Genomic DNA, 16,085 nt, shown 5'->3' with positions numbered 1-16,085 from the left:
CCGGAAAACCAGGGAGATCGTGACGCTGAGTGAGCGACACGGGCGGAACGCGGGCGGCAAGAACGTGCTCGCATCAGGGGTTCCGGTAGCTTGCGGATGCGCTGATCAGTGAAGGAGTGGGTGCGGGCATGGAGACGACCGGAGGCGGGAGGCCGGGGACGGCCGTGGTGACCGGGGGCTCGTCGGGGATCGGTACGCGGTATGCCGAGCGGCTTGCCGAGGGCGGCTGGGACCTGGTGCTCGTCGCGCGGCGGGCGCAGCGGCTGGACGAGCTCGCCGGCCGGCTGCGGGAGACGGCCGGCGTCGCCGTCGAGACGCTCGTCGCCGACCTGGCCGTACCGGAGGATCTGACGCGGACGGCCGAGCGGGTCGCGGCGGAGGACGTGGCGCTGCTGGTCAACAACGCGGGCATCAACGGCTATGGATACTTCACCGAGGTCGACCCGCTGCTGCTGACGCGGGTGCTGAACGTCAACGTCACGGCGCTGACGGTACTGACCCGGGCCGCCGTTCCCGGGATGCTGAAGCGCGGCCGGGGCGCGGTGGTCAACGTCGCCTCCCGCCTCGCGTTCGCCGGCTCGCTACCCCCCGATCCGCTCCCCCGGCGCGCCGTCTACGGCGGCACGAAGGGATACGTCGTCACCTTCACCCGGACCCTCGCGGCCGAGCTGGCGGACACCCCGCTGCGCATCCAGGTGCTGTGCCCGGGGCTCACCGCCACCGAGTTCCATCTGACGACGGGTGAGGAGTCGGTCGCGGGTACGGAGCAGCGGGTTCACGCGGAGGGGGGAATGCCGGTGGACGAGGTGGTGACGGCCTCGCTGGCGGCGCTGGAGCGGGGCGAGGTGGTGTGCGTACCAGGTCTCGCGGACCCCGCGGAAGCGCTGGACCGGCTGGTCGCTGCCGAGGTGGGGATGCGGGGGTTTCCGCAGCCGTGAGCGCCGGGCGGCGCGGCGCGGCCGCCGGAGCGCGGCGGTCGGCGTGCGCCGGGCGCGAAACGGCGCGGAAGGGAGGTGTACGCGGCGCTCCAGAATGGCAGGTTTGCCCTGTCCCTGTTCATCCGTACGAAGGAGCCGGCCGATGCTGTTCGGCAAGGAACACGTGAAGCGGTACGTCGAGACCGACGGGGCGGAAGGGCACGAGTGGCAGGGCACCACGACGCTCATCCTCACCACCACCGGCCGCAAGAGCGGCGAGCAGCGCAGCACGCCGCTCATCTACCAGCGCTTCGGTGACGATCTGCTGGTCGTCGCCTCCAAGGGCGGCTCGGACACGCCGCCCCTGTGGTACTTGAATCTGCAGGCGGAACCCGAGGTCCTGGTGCAGGTGAAGGGCGACCGGTTCCCCGCGCGCGCCCGTACGGCGACGGCGGAGGAGAAGCCGGCGATGTGGCGGACGATGGCGGCGACCTGGCCGCAGTACGACGAGTACCAGCAGAAGACCGACCGGGACATCCCGGTCGTGGTGCTGGAACGTACTGGCTGACGGGCCGGGTGACGCGGGGTTTGCCCAGGTGGGCCGCGGGATACCTGTGCGGCGTACTTTCCGGGTGATTCCGGGCGTTGTGAGCCTGAGGAGGCATGTCGTGACAGCACAGGTCAGCACCGAGTTGTGGGACACGTTCCACTCCGTCGTCAATATGACGTCGCGTGAGCTGCAGGAGTGGCTGAGCGTCCAGGCCGCGGGCCAGGAGTCGGAGGTGGTCCCCGACCAGGCCGGTGCGCCGCTCGGACGGCACGTACTGGAGATCCTCGGCAAGCGCCGCACCGACCTCACGGAGGACGACGCGCAGGTCATGCGGCGGGTGTGCGAGATCGTGGAGAGCCAGCGGGCCGACCACCGCGACCCGCAGGCGGGCGGCGCGGACTGGCGCCACGGCCTGATGAACATCGGCCATGACCCGCTCAAGCCTGCCTGACAGCCGTCGGGACGGGCCCGCCCAAGCCCGTCCGACGGCCCCCGATACGGGCCCCGCCATGGACAGCGGGGCCCGTATTTGCGTTCCCGCATGGGGTGTTGACACATCTGGTGCAGACCTTTAGGTTCACCGACCATCGCGCCTGTCCAAAGAGGCGACCACCGTTCACATACAAGGACGGAAACCCCCCATGCCTGTGCAGAGACGCCCCCGCCACGCGGCACGCACCACCGGCACCGCCCTCCTCGCCGCCACCGCCCTGCTGGCCACCCTCGGTGCGGCGCACGCCTCACCCACCGAGCACACCGAGCGCACCTCGGCCGCCGCGCCGGCCGCCTTCACCCACCCCGGCGTTCTGGTCTCGCGCGGCCAGCTCGACTTCGTCCGGGACAAGGTCAACTCCGGCGCCGAGCCCTGGAAGAGCGCTTACGACCGGATGAAGGCGAGCAAGTACGCCGCGCTCGACCGCGCGCCCAAGCCCCGCGCCGTCGTCGAGTGCGGCTCCTACTCCGACCCCGACCACGGCTGCACGGACGAGCGCGAGGACGCCATCGCCGCGTACACGCTCGCGCTGACCTGGTACATCAGCCGGGACGAGCGGTACGCCAAGAAGGCGATCGAGATCATGGACGCCTGGTCGGGCACCATCCAGGATCACACCAACTCCAACGCCCCGCTGCAGACCGGCTGGGCGGGCTCCTCCTGGCCACGGGCCGCCGAGATCATCCGGTACACCTACACGGGCTGGGCGCAGGACAAGGTGGACCGCTTCAAGGCCATGCTGCGCACCGTCTACCTCCCCGAGGTCATCAACGGCTCGCATTCCAACGGCAACTGGGAACTGAGCATGATGGAGGCCGCCGTCGGCATCTCCGTCTTCCTCGACGACAAGGCTTCGTACGACAAGGCGATGGCGAAGTTCCGCGGCCGGGTGCCCGCGTACGTGTACCTCAGCAGCGACGGCGAGCTGCCGAAGACCGCGCCGGGCAGCGGGCTCGACAGCCGCGAGAAGATCATCAAGTACTGGCAGGGTCAGTCCACGTTCGTGAACGGCCTCTCCCAGGAGACCTGTCGCGACTTCACCCACACCGGTTACGGCATCTCCGCCATCTCGCACATCGCCGAGACCAGCCGCATCCAGGGCCAGGACCTCTTCGCCACCGACGTCGGCGAGCGGCTGCGGTACGCGCTCGGCTTCCACGCCAAGTACGAGCTGGGCGAGGCGCCGCCGAACTGGCTCTGCGGGGGCAGCATCAAGCGCGGCCTCGGGCCGGTCACCGAGGTCGGGTTCAACGCGCTGCACGGCCGCCTGGGCCAGCCCATGACGAACACTCAGGCGCTCACCGAGCGTGGCCGCCCGGCCGGCTCCAACAACCTCTTCGTCGCCTGGGAGACGCTCACCCACGCACAGAATCCCAAGTGAGTCCGGCCGGTGCCGCGGCCCCGCGGCACCGGTTACCGGAGGCGGTCCAGGACCGTGCGGGTCGCCCGGCGCAGTGCGGTCACTATCGGCCGGTCGCGGTCGCGGGTCCGCCAGGCGAGGGCCGTGTGGCACGGCGGCAGGTCGGTGACCTCGGCGTACGCGACGCCGTGCCGCTGGTAGAGCCAACGGGCCGGCTCCGGCGGGAACTGCACGCCTTCGCCGAGCGCGATGGCCGTGAGGGCGGGCTCGAACTCGGCGATCTGGTGGGCGGTGTAGCGCGCTGGACTGCCGTCGGGGCGGGGGTCGACCGCCCAGAAGTCCCGCCAGACCTTGGGGATCTCCGGCGACCAGCCGATGTTCCGCCGCCCGCTGAGCCGGCTCAGCGTCAGCGGGCCCGCGTCCGCGAGCGGGTCGGAGGTGGCCAGGCATACGACGCGGCGCAGGTCGGCGAGGCGCTGGGTCTGGATCCCGGGCGGCACGGGCGGGAAGAGGAACGCCGCGTCCACCCCGCCCGCGAGGACGGTGGCCGCGGAGTCCGCGAAGCCCGTCCGGACGATCTCCACCTCGATCCCCGGATGCCGCGCCTTCAGCTCCTCCAGGATCTCCGGGATCGGGTGGACGGAGGTGATGGCCTCGAAGGAGCCGATGACCACCCGGCCCGAGAGGGTACGGACGCGCTCGCCGGCGACCTGCCGCAGCCGGTCGGCGGCCTGCACCATCGCCCGGATCTCGGGGAGCAGTTCCTGCCCCGAGGGGGTCAGCCCCGCCGTGCGCGTGGTGCGGTCGACCAGGGTCAGCCCGAGGCGCCGCTCCAGCGAACGGATCTGCTGCGAGAAGGCGGGCTGGGTCATGAACACCCGCTTCGCCGCCCGGCCGAAGTGCATCTCCTCGGCCAGCAGCAGGAACAGCCTCAGTTGATGTGTACTCGGATCCGTCGGTGCGCTGTTCTCCCGGCCGGTCGGTCCGGCGTCCCCCGCCATGGGCGCATCGTAACAACGCGCACCCTGTCCGTTACCGCGGAAAGCACACCTCCCACGACCGTCGGACACAGAAGCCTCACATCTCTTTACCGGCAGCACACGGGGAGCACACCGGCGGCGCACCGGCCGTGCACAGAGAAAAATACGGAAGACCCTCCGCAGCCGCGCTGTTAGCGTCCGCGACCATGACCGACATCTTCAAGGATTTCACCGAAGTGCAGCGGATCGACACCGATCCCGAGGTGGCGGCGCATCCGCTGATCGCACTGGAGGAGGGCCGGCACAGTTGGTACAGCGGCTATCACCACCAGGAGTCGTTCGCCGCACGGCTGCGCTACGCCTTCGACGACCGCACGGAGTACGGCGGCACGGGCGTGCCCCTGGACCGGCTGCGGATCGGGAACTTCTGCCAGTTCGCCTCGGGCACGGCCTTTCTGCTGGGCGGCAATCACGGGCATGACACCCACGCCGACGCGGTGACGCCGTACGGCTTCAACTTCTTCGCGCACGAGCACGACGCCTGGGCGCCGGCAGGCGACACCGTCGTGGGGCACGAGGTGTGGATCGGGTACGAGGCGGTCGTGCTGCCGGGCGTGCGCATCGGGACCGGCGCCATCATCGGGGCACGCGCCACCGTCTCGAAGGACGTCGCCCCGTACTCCGTCGTGGTGGGCGACAACAGGACCGTCCGGCACCGCTTCGACCCGCTGCGCCGCAAGCTGCTGTGGCGGATCGGCTGGTGGAACTGGAGCGACGAGCGGATCGCGGAAGCGCTCCCACTCCTCCAGGGGCGCGACGTGGCGCAACTGGCCCGGTATGCCGGAATCGACCCGGAGGATGTCGCAGCGGACGTCGACCCCTGCACGCTGACCGGCGCCAGGGCCGTTCCGCACCGCTCTTGACCTGCACGTTTGTGCACATGTCGAAAGGTCCGGCGGACAGGGTGTGACATCTGTACATGGTGAGTGGCGGGAATTCTTCCTAGCGTCTGCGTAACGCAAGATCGAACCCCCGTGACCTTCCGGGTGACCCCGGAGGGCCGGGGAATCCCGGGACACCGGGCCCCGGATGCCGGGCGTCCGCCCGCAGCGCGCCGCCGGCTCCCCGCCTCCCCCACGCGACGCACCTCATCGCGGCCCGCCGTACCCCGCGGCGTGCCGCGCCCTGCCCCGCAGGGATGGAATCCCACCGAAATGCCGAGGACCGTATGAGCACGCAACCGACGACCGACGTGGCTCCTCCCCCACCGTCCGCCCCTGGCGACGGCCCGTCGGACGGCCTGCAGGCCGGTCTCAAGAACCGCCATCTGTCCATGATCGCGATCGGCGGGGTGATCGGCGCCGGCCTGTTTGTCGGCTCCGGCTCCGGCATCGCCGCCGCCGGGCCCGCCATCCTCCTGTCGTACGCGCTGGTCGGCGCGCTGGTCGTCTTCGTGATGCGGATGCTGGGGGAGATGGCCGCGGCCTATCCCAGCTCCGGGTCGTTCTCCGCGTACGCGGACCGGGCGCTCGGCCGCTGGGCCGGCTTCTCGATCGGCTGGCTGTACTGGTTCTTCTGGGTCGTGGTGCTGGCCGTCGAGGCGACGGCGGGCGCGGAGATCCTGGAAAGCTGGGTGCCGGCCGTACCGCAATGGGGCTGGGCGCTGATCGTGATGGTGGTGCTCACCGCGACGAACCTGGCGTCGGTCGCCTCGTACGGTGAATTCGAGTTCTGGTTCGCCGGAATCAAGGTCGTCGCGATCGGCGCGTTCGTCGTGATCGGCATGCTGGCCGTCTTCGGCGTGCTCCCCGGAGTACACAGCGACAGCGCGGGCATCTCCAACCTCACCGCGCACGGCGGGTTCATGCCGCACGGCCCGGGGTCGATCCTCACGGGCGTGCTCATGGTGGTCTTCTCCTTCATGGGCAGCGAGATCGTCACGCTCGCCGCCGGCGAGTCCGAGAACCCGCAGCGCGCCGTCACCAAGGCGACCAACAGCGTTATCTGGCGCATCGGGGTCTTCTACCTCGGCTCGATCTTCATCGTGGTGAGCCTGCTGCCGTGGAACGACAAGTCGATCACCAAGGACGGCAGCTACGTCGCGGCCCTGAACTCGATCGGCATCCCGCACGCCGGGCAGGTCATGAACGTCATCGTGCTGACGGCGGTGCTGTCCTGTCTGAACTCCGGGCTCTACACCGCCTCCCGTATGGCCTTCTCGCTCGGTCAGCGCGGCGACGCGCCCAAGGCGTTCGCGCGGACCAGCGCCCGCGGCGTGCCGCGCGCCGCGATCCTCGCCTCCGTCCTCTTCGGCTTCGTCGCGGTGTTCTTCAACTACGAGTGGCCGAACACCGTCTTCGCCTTCCTGCTGAACTCCTCCGGCGCCGTCGCGCTGTTCGTGTGGCTGGTCATCTGTTTCGCGCAACTGCGGATGCGCGGGATGATCCTGCGGGACGACCCGTCGAAGCTGGTCGTGAAGATGTGGCTGTTCCCGTATCTGACCTGGGCGACGATCGGCATGATCTCGTTCGTGCTGGTCTACATGCTGACCGACCCCGACGGGCGGCAGCAGGTCACGCTGTCGCTGCTGGCCGCGGTGCTCGTGGTGGGGATCGCGCTGGTACGGGACCGGATCCGCGGTTCGCGGACGGCGTAGCCCCGGACAGGGACGTCGCCACTATTGCTGGTGACGCGGTGGGCCCATCCGTACCAGGATGGGCCCATGTCCGAACCCAACGCTTCCACCGGTCAGGCCGGCTCCACCGCCGAGCCGCTGCCCCGCCAGGTCGCCGACGCCTATGTCGACGCCCTGATCGCCCTCGACCCGATCACCGGCACGTTCCTCGGCGTACCGGAGAGCTCCGGCAAGCTGCCCGACTTCTCCCCCACGGGGCAGGAGGAGCTGGCCCAGCTCGCCCGCACGACGCTCGACCGGCTCGCCGCCGCCGAGGCGCGGCCGGGTGGCGACAGTGACGGCGAGCGGCGCTGCGCCCGGCTGCTGCGCGAGCGGCTGACCGCCGAACTCGCCGTCCATGAGGCGGGCGAGGGCCTGCGTGCCGTCAGCAACCTCAGCTCGCCGCTGCACTCCGTGCGCGACATCTTCACGCTCACGCCGACCGCGACGGACGAGGACTGGGCGGCCGTCGTGCAGCGGCTGCGCTCGGTGCCCGCGGCGCTGGAGGGGTACCGCGCCTCCCTCGGCGAGGGCCTGAAGCGGGGGCTGCCGGCGGGACCACGGCAGGTGCGGACGGTGCTCGGGCAGCTGGGCGAGTGGATCGGCACGGACCGCAGCTGGTTCGCCGACTTCGCCGCGACCGGGCCCGAGAGCCTGCGCGCCGACCTGGACGCCGCGGCCGCCTTCGCCACCGGCGCGCTGACCGAGCTGCGCGACTGGCTGCGCGACACCTACGCGCCGGCCGTCGAGGGCGCCCCCGACGTGGTGGGCCGCGAGCGGTACGCCCGCCTCGCCCGCTACTACAACGGCAGCGACCTGGACCTGGACGAGGCGTACGCGTACGGCTGGTCCGAATTCCACCGGCTGCTCGCCGAGATGGAGAAGGAGGCCGAGAAGGTCCTCCCGAGCGCCAAGACCCCGTGGGAGGCGCTGGCCTGGCTGGACGAGAACGGCGAGATGGTCGAGGGCGTCGAGGAGACCCGCGAGTGGCTCCAGTCGCTGATGGACGAGGCCATCGAGAAGCTGGACGGCACACACTTCGAACTGGCCGAGCGGGTCAAGCGGGTGGAGTCGCGGATCGCGCCCGCGGGCAGCGCGGCCGCGCCGTACTACACCAGCCCCTCACTGGACTTCACACGCCCGGGCCGCACCTGGCTGCCGACCATGGGCGAGACCCGCTTCCAGGTCTACGACCTGGTCTCGACCTGGTACCACGAGGGCGTGCCCGGCCACCATCTCCAGCTCGCGCAGTGGGCACACGTCAGCGACGAGCTCTCCCGCTACCAGACCACGGTCGGCATGGTCAGCGCCAACGCCGAGGGCTGGGCGCTGTACGCCGAGCGGCTGATGGACGAGCTGGGCTTCCTCAGCAACGCCGAGCGGCGCCTGGGCTACCTGGACGCCCAGATGATGCGCGCGATCCGCGTGATCATCGACATCGGCATGCACCTGGAGCTGGAGATCCCGGCGGACTCGCCGTTCCACCCGGGCGAGCGCTGGACGCCGGAGCTGGCGCAGGAGTTCATGGACGCGCACTGCAGCCGCTCGTCCGACTTCGTGGAGAGCGAGATCATCCGGTACCAGGGCATGCCCGGCCAGGCGATCGGCTACAAGCTGGGCGAACGCGCCTGGTTGAACGGCCGCGAGGCCGCCCGCCGCCGGCACGGCGCCGCCTTCGACCCGAAGAAGTGGCACATGGCGGCGCTCTCCCAGGGCTCGCTGGGCCTGGACGACCTGGAGAGCGAACTGTCGGCGCTGTAGCCGGAGGTCCCGGAAAAGCCGTGGCGGGCAGGGCGGACGGTCCGTAGGGTCCAGCCCCATGACCGTCCTTTTCCTCTTCCCCGGTGATCCGCGCCAACCGGGCAGCCCGGGCCCGGACTTCGCGTCCGAGGCCCGGGCCGCCCGCGCGGCGGGTGCGCGGGTCGCGGTCGTCGACCACGAGGCGCTGCTCGCGGGCGACGCGGCGCGGGCCGTCGTCGGCGTACCGGCCGGGCCCGGCCCTGTTCTGTACCGCGGCCGGCTGCCCTCGGCGCGCCGCACCGCGCTGGCCGCCGCGCTCGCGGACCGGAACCGCACCCTGATCACCGGCCCGGACCTGCAGGAATTCGAGGCGCTGGTGGCGTCGGGCTGTCCGCTCGCGCTCACCGCCGGGCGCGTGACACTGCGGGCGCTGCCGCCGGCCGAGTGCGCCCGGCTCGCGGACGGTGGTACGGCCGGGCTGGTCTGGGTGGACGGTGAGCCGCCCGAGGGCACGGTGGAGGGCGCCGGGATCATGGTGCAGCTCGCGTCGGCGGGGCTGTACCGGCCGGGCTGGGGCACGTACGCCGTCACCCGTACCGAGGACGGTGTGGCCCTGGGCGGCATCGGCTTCCACGGCCCGCCCGACGAGTCCGGCACGGCCGAGCTGGGTTATGACCTGTCCCCCTCGGCGCGCGGCGCCGGCTGGGCGACGGAGGCGGTACGGCTGCTCGCCTCGTGGGCGGCTGCTCGTCCCGAGGTACGCACACTGCGGGCCGCCACGGAGCCCGCGAACCTGCCCTCGCAGCGCGTCCTGGCACGGTCCGGCTTCGTGCGCGCGGGCGAGGAGTCGGGGATGTACGTGTTCGAGTACGCGGGGAGCGGGAGCGGTGCGGCGGCCGGTACGGAGGAGGCCCAGCCGCTCAATGCTGGAAGCCGCCCTCCGAGTTGATGACCTCGCCGGTAATCCAGGCCGCCTCGTCCGTTGCCAGCCAGGCGATGAGGCGGGCCGGGTCGTCGGGGACTCCCCACGCGCCGCCGGGGAAGCGCCGGGCGACCCACTCACGGAGCTCACCGACGGCGTAACCGGTGTCGACCGGGCCGGGGTTGACGGTGTTCACCGTGACGCCGAGCGGCGCGAGCGTCGTGGCGAGCGTACGCGTGGCCGACGCCAGCGCGCCCTTGGCCAGCCCGTACGCCACCTCCTCCGGCATCCCGCCGCCCTGGTCCTGCCCGGACGTCATCATCACGATGCGGCCGCCGGGCTGCCCGGGGGCGCGGTGGCGGGCGTACGCCTGCGCCAGCAGGATCACCGACCGGGTGTCGATCGCCCAGTGCGCGTCCAGCATGGCCGCGTCGATGGTGTCGAGATCGCCGTCGCCGCCGCTGAGCGCGTGGTTGGCGACGAGGATGTCCAGGCGGCCGCCGAGCGCGTCGGCGGCGGTGCGGAGGAGCCGGGCCGGGGCCTCGGGGTCGGCGAGGTCGGCCGGGCCGTGCGCCACCACCGCGCCCGGCACGGCCGCTTCCCGTACGCCCGCCGCGACCGCCTCGGGCCCGCCCGGGTCGGCGCCCCACGGCTGCCGCGCGTCGTGCGGGACGTGGTGGTGCAGGTACACGCTCGCGCCGTACGCGGCCAGTCGGCGGGCGACGGCGTATCCGATGCCGCCGCGCCGGCTCGCACCGGTGACCAGCGCGGTACGGCCGCGCAGCGGGTACGGTGCGCGGCGCAGCGCGTCGGCGGACGGGGAGGGTTCGGTCGCTTCCGGTTCCGTGTTCCGGTCGTGGTTCCGGTCGTGCGTCATGGCCATGGCCCACCACCCTGACCGCTGACGCGCCCCCTGTCACCCCGTTTTCCCACGTTCCTCCTCTCCCGAGAAAGGGCTTCCGCCATGCCGCAGGCCCCCCTTCCCCTTCCCGCCGACCCCACCGTGCTGCACCCGATGCCCGAGCAGCCGCGGGTCGTGCTGCTCAAGCCGCTCGTCACCTCGCCGCTGATCGAGGTGGGCGAGTTCTCCTACTACGACGATCCGGACGATCCGACCGCGTTCGAGACCCGCAACGTGCTGTATCACTACGGGCCGGAGAAGCTGGTCATCGGGAAGTTCTGCGCGCTGGGCGAGGGCGTGCGGTTTCTGATGAACGGTGCCAACCACCGGATGGACGGCCCGTCGACGTTCCCGTTCCCGATCATGGGCGGCTCGTGGACCGAGCACTTCGACCTGATCACCGGCCTCCCCGGCCGCGGCGACACCGTCGTCGGCAACGACGTCTGGTTCGGCTACCGGTCGACGGTGATGCCCGGCGTACGCATCGGCCATGGCGCGGTCATCGCCTCCGGCTCCGTCGTCGTCGACGACGTGCCCGATTACGGCATCGTCGGCGGCAACCCGGCCCGCCTCCTCCGCCACCGGTACAGCGAGGCGGACATCGCCCGCCTCCTGGACATCGCCTGGTGGGACTGGCCGCTCGACCATCTCACCACGCACCTCCGCACCGTCATGTCCGGCAGCGTCGACGAACTGGCGGCCGCGGCGCCGGTCCGTGCCGGAATGGATCTTCCCCGGGAAAACCCTTGATCCGCCGGGGATTCCACTGCTAGACAGCGATCATGACGAGTTCTTCCCGGTACTCCCCCGATGCCACCGACTGGCGCATACTCGACGCTCTGCAGCAGGACGCGCGTGCGGGCTACGCCGAGCTGGCGCGGGCGGTGAACATGTCGGCCAGTGCCGTCACCGAGCGGGTGCGGCGGCTGGAGGAGGCCGGGGTGATCCGTGGGTACGCGGCCGTGGTGGATCCCGAGCGGATCGGGCTGCCGGTGCTGGCGTTCGTACGGCTTCGGTATCCGGACGCCGACTACAAGCCGTTCCACGACCTGCTGGAGAAGACGCCGGAGATTCTGGAGGCGCATCACGTCACGGGTGACGACTGCTTCGTCATCAAGGTCGCGGCGCGGTCGATGCGCCACCTGGAGGAGGTGGCGGGGCGGATCGGCGCGCTCGGCGCGGTGACGACCAATGTGGTGTACTCGTCGCCGCTGGCGGGCCGGCCTCTCCGCCCATGACGCACTGTCAGCCGGCGCTCTCGGGGGTGCGGAGGCGGACGGACGAGCCCGCGCGGTTCTTGACGACCTCCAGTTGGGCCGGGATGCGTTGGCGGAGGTCGGCCACGTGGCTGACGATGCCGACGCTGCGGTCCCGTTCGCGCAGCGAGTCGAGGACGTCGAGGACCTCGTCGAGGGTCTGTTCGTCGAGGCTGCCGAAGCCCTCGTCGATGAAGAGGGTGTCCAGGCGGGTGCCGCCGGCCTCGTCGGTGACGACGTCGGCGAGGCCGAGGGCGAGGGAGAGCGAGGCGAAGAAGGTCTCGCCGCCGGACAGCCCGGCCGTGTCGCGTTCCTGGCCTGTCCATGCGTCGATGACGTGCAGGCCGAGGCCGGAGCGGCGGGCGCCGCCGGCCCGTTCATCGGAGTGCACGAGCGTGTAGCGGCCACCCGACATGCGGGTGAGGCGGGCGCTGGCGGCGGCCGCCACCTGTTCGAGGCGCGCGGCCAGTACGTACGACTCCAGGCGCATCTTGCGTTCGTTGTCCGCCGAGGTGCCCGCGGTGAGCGAGGCGAGGCGGGCGACGCGGTCGTACTCGGCGCGCAGCGGGGCCAGTTCCCGGGCGTCGTGCTCGGCACGCGCGGAGAGGCGGTCCAGTTCGGCACAGCGTTCGCGGGCCGTGGCCTGGGCGGTGGCGGCCTCGCGGAGCCGACGCGCCGCGGCGTCGGAGGCGGCGCGGGCGCGGTCGGTGTCGGCGGGCGGCAGGGCCGCGGCGTCGGCGGTGCGCGGGTCGGCGAGTTCCGCGGCGACCGCGACCTCCTCGGCCTGCCAGGCGTCCAACTGCCCCTGGACGCGCCGCCATTCGTCGTCGCTCAGCAGGGCAGCGGCGGCCTCCCGCGGAGTGTCGAAGCCCGCCTTGTACGCGGCGTCGGCGAGGGCCGCGTCGGCTTCCTTCAGGCGTTCGGCGGCGGTCTCGGCGTCCCGTACCGCGGTCACCGCCTCGGCGAGCAGCGCGGTCTGCCGTTCCAGGCGGTGGGCGCGCTCGGCGACGCTCGCGCTGTCGCCGCGTGCCCGGCGCAACCCTTCGGCCAGCGCGTTCTCCTCGCGGTCCAGCGCCTCGCGGCGGGAGTCGCGGGCCGCGGTGCGCTGCTGGGCGGCCTGCTGTTCCGCACGGCGCTGCTCGTACTCGCGCTCGGCGTGGGCGAGGGCTTCGCGGGCGGCGTGCAGCCCGGCGCCGGTGGCGTGCGCGGCGTTGTGTTCCGCCCGCAGCTCTTCCAGTTCCTGGGCGAGCGCGGCGACCGGCGCGTTGCCGGCGCCCGCGGTGGCGGCGGCCAGCTCCTCCTTCACGGACTGCCCGGCCCGCTCGGCCTCCTCGCGGGCGGAGACGGCACGCTCGTACGCGGCGAACGCGGCCTCCTCCCGCTCGCGGTCCACGTGACCGGCTTCGGTACGGGCGGGCGCCGGGTGTTCGGTCGCGCCGCAGACGGCGCACGGCGCACCGGCTTCCAGGTTCTTGGCCAGTTCGGCGGCGATGCCGTGCAGCCGGGCTTCCCTGAGCTTCAGCCACTCCTCGTGGGCCTCGGTCGCGGACTCCCTGGCGCGGAGCAACTCCCGCTCGGCGTCGGCGAGTTGGGCGGTGGCGCGGTCGCGGCGGCGGGCGGCGGCCAGGCGGGCTTCGGCCGGTTCGAGGCGGGCGCCGAGCTGTTCGGCGCGGGCCGCCGCCTCCTGGGCGGTTTCGATGCGGTGCTGGTGCGCGGTGCGGGTGGCCTCCCAGCCGGTCAGCCAGTCGGCGGCGTCCAGGAGGGTCTGTTCATCGGCGCGGGCCTCGCGGTCCAGTGCAGCGCGTTCGGTGGCGATGTCAGCGGCGCGGCGCTCGTCGCGGCGGGCCGCGTCGAGGGAGCCGAGCTCGCCCCTCAACCGGTGTTCGAGCGCAGCCAGTTGGTCGCTGCCCGCGTCCACGAGGTCGGGGCGCAGCCGCTCGCGGGAGCGGCGTTCGGCGGCCTGCGCCGCTACGTGGTCGCGCCAGGCGGCGTCGCGCAGGGCGAGTCCGGGGGCGACACGCTGGGCCTTGCGGGCGCGGTCCAGCCGCTGCCGGGCCCGGTCGCGGTCGGCCGTCTGCGCTTCGAGCGCGTCGGCGCGACGGCGGGCCTCGGCGTGCCGCTGCTGGAGCCGGGCGCGTTCGAGGGTCTCCTCCAGGGTGCGGGCCGCCTCGGCAGCGGCGGTCTCGGCCGTGGTGGCCGCCGCCTCGGCGATCTCCAGCCGCTCGCGCGCACCGGCCCGGGCGACGGCCGCCCAGGCCAGGACGGAGGCGTCGAAGCCCGGTTCGCCGGGCGCGGGCGCGCCGTCCGTGCGTACGGCCGGCTTCTTCGCCCTCGTACGGGAGCCACGGGCCGTGCTGCTGGCGGAACCGCGGGCCGTACCGGTGGCGGGCTCCTCCGCCGGTCCCGGCGCGGGCACCGACGGGTCGCGCAGGTCAGGGGTGTCGCCCGCCGCCTGTGCCATCCGGTGGGCGAGCGCGAGCAGCCGGTCGTCGGCGGCGGTGACCCGGTCGGCCGCCGTCTTCCGCAGCACGGCGAGCCGTTCCTCCAGGGCGGCGAACCGGCGGGTGTCGAAGAGCCGGCCGAGCAGCTTGGCTCGGGCCTCGGCATCGGCCCGCAGGAACTTCGCGAACTCGCCCTGGGGCAACAGTACGACCTGGCAGAACTGTTCCTTGCTCATGCCGAGCAGCTGCTGGATCTCCTCGCCGATCTCCTGGTGGGACCGGCTGAGCGCCTTCCACTCCCCCGCCGCCGGGTCGTACTCGCGCAGCGCGCTGTACGCCTTCTCCATCGTCGTGCCCGTGCCGCGCTTCTTCAGGCGGGGCTGCTCGGGCCGCCGGGTGATCTCCAGCCGGCGGTCGGCGACGGTCAGGTCGAGGACGACCCCGGTGGACGTGCCGGGGGCAGCGAGGGCGCTGCGCAGGGACTGGCCGCCGGGGCGGGCGCCGGGCACGGAGCCGTACAGCGCGAAGCAGACGGCGTCCAGGACGGAGGTCTTACCGGCACCGGTCGGGCCGTGCAGCAGGAAGAGCCCGGCGCCGGAGAGCCGGTCGAAGTCGACGGTCTGGGCGGCGCCGAACGGCCCGAAGGCGGTGAGGGTCAACCGGTGCAGCTTCACGCCGACTCCTTTGCCGCCTGGTCGGTCCGTACCTCGTCGAGCGCGGCGCCGAGCAGGGCGCGTTCCGCCGCGTCGGCGGCGCGGCGCGGCCGTACGTGGGCCACGAAGTCCTCGGCGATCTCCTGATCGCTGCGGCCGCGCAGCCGCTGCGCGTAGGAGACGTCGGGCCCGCCGTCGCGCGCTTCGGGCTCGAAGGCGAGTGCGAGGGTGTGCGGGAAGCGCTCGGTGAGCCGGGCCATCGGCTCGTGCGGGCGTGCGGGGTCGGTGAGGGTGGCCTCGATCCAGGACTCCTCGTGCTCGGCGAGGCCCGGGTCGGCGAGCAGGTCCTCCAGGCGGCCGCGGAGTCGGGCGAGCGGGCGCGGTACCGGGCACGGCAGCCGCTCCGCCTCCACGGCGCCGTCCGCGCCCAGGTCGATCAGCCACATCGACTTGCGATGGTGCACCTCGGAGAAGGAGTACGCGAGCGGGGAGCCGGAGTACCGCACCCGCTCGGTGATCGTCTGGCAGCCGTGCAGATGGCCGAGGGCCGCGTAGTCCACGCCATCGAAGACATCGGCCGGTACGGAGGCGACGCCGCCGATGGTGATGTCGCGCTCGCTGTCGCTGGGCGCGCCGCCGGTGACGAAGGCGTGCGCGAGGACGACGGAGCGGGTGCCGGCGGGGCGGGTCGCGAGATCGGCCTGTACCCGGTCCATGGCCGCGCCCAGCACCTGGGTGTGGCGGGCCTTCTCGGCGCCGAGGGTGTCGCGGACCAGTGCCGGCTCCAGGTACGGCAGACCGTAGAAGGCCACGTCCCCGTGGTCGTCGGTGAGTACCACGGGGGTGCCGCAGCCCGCCGGGTCGGTGCGCAGGTGGATGCCGGCCTTCGCCATGAGGCGGGCGCCGACGCCGAGGCGGCGGGCGGAGTCGTGGTTGCCGGAGATCATGACGGTGGGCACGCCGAGGTCGGCGAGGCGGTGCAGTGCGTCGTCGAACAGCTCGACGGCGGCGAGCGGCGGGACGGCCCGGTCGTACACATCGCCCGCGACGAGCACGGCGTCGACCTGCCGGCTGCGGACGGTCTCGATGAGGTGGTCGAGGAAGGCGCGCTGGTGGCCGAGCATGTTCACGCGGTGGAACGAGCGCCCCAGGTGCCAGTCGGAGGTGTGCAAGATTCTCAACAGACGGCTCCGACCTG

Annotated in this window: 14 protein-coding genes; 10 read left to right on the top strand and 4 right to left on the bottom strand. The window is 72.5% G+C overall.

Features of this window, described 5'->3' with window-relative positions; translation table 11 throughout:
* Positions 1-128 precede the first annotated feature (128 nt).
* The 4 genes from IG84_RS0119825 to IG84_RS0119810 all read left to right on the top strand — a co-directional run bounded on the left by IG84_RS0119825 (position 129) and on the right by IG84_RS0119810 (position 3,341).
* The gene (locus IG84_RS0119825) at positions 129-938 is read left to right on the top strand and encodes an SDR family NAD(P)-dependent oxidoreductase (protein WP_031058888.1); all 810 of its coding nucleotides are present in this window, start codon (positions 129-131) and stop codon (positions 936-938) included.
* Between the two features lie 142 nt (positions 939-1,080).
* Positions 1,081-1,485 (top strand): nitroreductase family deazaflavin-dependent oxidoreductase, encoded by a 405-nt coding sequence (locus IG84_RS0119820; RefSeq protein ID WP_031058885.1) that lies wholly within the window; start codon positions 1,081-1,083, stop codon positions 1,483-1,485.
* A 100-nt stretch (positions 1,486-1,585) separates the two neighbouring features.
* The gene (locus IG84_RS0119815; RefSeq protein WP_031058883.1) at positions 1,586-1,918 is read left to right on the top strand and encodes a DUF3140 domain-containing protein; all 333 of its coding nucleotides are present in this window, start codon (positions 1,586-1,588) and stop codon (positions 1,916-1,918) included.
* Positions 1,919-2,108: 190 nt separating this feature from the next.
* Positions 2,109-3,341, top strand: coding sequence for an alginate lyase family protein (locus IG84_RS0119810; protein WP_031058880.1), 1,233 nt, complete (start codon positions 2,109-2,111; stop codon positions 3,339-3,341).
* 32 nt (positions 3,342-3,373) lie between these two features.
* Here IG84_RS0119810 and IG84_RS0119805 read toward each other — a convergent pair whose 3' ends face one another.
* Entirely contained in the window at positions 3,374-4,321 is a 948-nt protein-coding gene (locus IG84_RS0119805) for a LysR family transcriptional regulator (protein ID WP_031058877.1), read from the bottom strand.
* A 185-nt stretch (positions 4,322-4,506) separates the two neighbouring features.
* Here IG84_RS0119805 and IG84_RS42635 point away from each other — a divergent pair, with 185 nt between their 5' ends.
* The 4 genes from IG84_RS42635 to IG84_RS38100 all read left to right on the top strand — a co-directional run bounded on the left by IG84_RS42635 (position 4,507) and on the right by IG84_RS38100 (position 9,663).
* A complete protein-coding gene (locus tag IG84_RS42635) occupies positions 4,507-5,223 on the top strand; it encodes a CatB-related O-acetyltransferase (RefSeq protein WP_051862036.1) in 717 nt (238 codons plus the stop codon).
* A gap of 305 nt (positions 5,224-5,528) precedes the next feature.
* Entirely contained in the window at positions 5,529-6,956 is a 1,428-nt protein-coding gene (locus tag IG84_RS0119795; protein ID WP_031058871.1) for an amino acid permease, read from the top strand.
* Positions 6,957-7,022: 66 nt separating this feature from the next.
* Positions 7,023-8,735: a DUF885 domain-containing protein gene (locus tag IG84_RS0119790; RefSeq protein WP_051862034.1), complete on the top strand. Its 1,713-nt coding sequence runs from the start codon at positions 7,023-7,025 to the stop codon at positions 8,733-8,735.
* A gap of 58 nt (positions 8,736-8,793) precedes the next feature.
* Entirely contained in the window at positions 8,794-9,663 is an 870-nt protein-coding gene (locus tag IG84_RS38100; RefSeq protein WP_078649073.1) for a GNAT family N-acetyltransferase, read from the top strand.
* Here IG84_RS38100 and IG84_RS0119780 read toward each other — a convergent pair.
* The gene (locus IG84_RS0119780) at positions 9,635-10,513 is read right to left on the bottom strand and encodes an SDR family oxidoreductase (RefSeq protein WP_051862065.1); all 879 of its coding nucleotides are present in this window, start codon (positions 10,511-10,513) and stop codon (positions 9,635-9,637) included. The genes IG84_RS38100 and IG84_RS0119780 overlap by 29 nt on opposite strands.
* Positions 10,514-10,600: 87 nt before the next feature.
* Between IG84_RS0119780 and IG84_RS0119775 the strand changes: the two genes are divergently transcribed.
* Both IG84_RS0119775 and IG84_RS0119770 read left to right on the top strand, forming a co-directional pair.
* Complete coding sequence (locus IG84_RS0119775; RefSeq protein WP_031058860.1) at positions 10,601-11,287, top strand: CatB-related O-acetyltransferase; 687 nt, start codon at positions 10,601-10,603, stop codon at positions 11,285-11,287.
* A gap of 32 nt (positions 11,288-11,319) precedes the next feature.
* Positions 11,320-11,775: an Lrp/AsnC family transcriptional regulator gene (locus IG84_RS0119770; RefSeq protein WP_031058858.1), complete on the top strand. Its 456-nt coding sequence runs from the start codon at positions 11,320-11,322 to the stop codon at positions 11,773-11,775.
* A gap of 7 nt (positions 11,776-11,782) precedes the next feature.
* On the opposite strand, the gene IG84_RS0119765 is transcribed toward IG84_RS0119770, so the two are convergent.
* Together IG84_RS0119765 and IG84_RS0119760 are read right to left on the bottom strand one after the other, a co-directional pair.
* The gene (locus tag IG84_RS0119765) at positions 11,783-14,908 is read right to left on the bottom strand and encodes an AAA family ATPase (protein WP_031058855.1); all 3,126 of its coding nucleotides are present in this window, start codon (positions 14,906-14,908) and stop codon (positions 11,783-11,785) included.
* Positions 14,905-16,068: an exonuclease SbcCD subunit D gene (locus IG84_RS0119760; RefSeq protein WP_031058852.1), complete on the bottom strand. Its 1,164-nt coding sequence runs from the start codon at positions 16,066-16,068 to the stop codon at positions 14,905-14,907. The genes IG84_RS0119765 and IG84_RS0119760 overlap by 4 nt, the downstream gene beginning before the upstream one ends.
* Positions 16,069-16,085 lie beyond the last annotated feature (17 nt).

This window comes from Streptomyces ochraceiscleroticus (assembly GCF_000720485.1).
GTDB lineage: Bacteria > Actinomycetota > Actinomycetes > Streptomycetales > Streptomycetaceae > Streptomyces > Streptomyces ochraceiscleroticus.
Note: the sequence above shows the minus strand (reverse complement) of the source record. Positions and strands in the feature narration are given on the sequence as shown.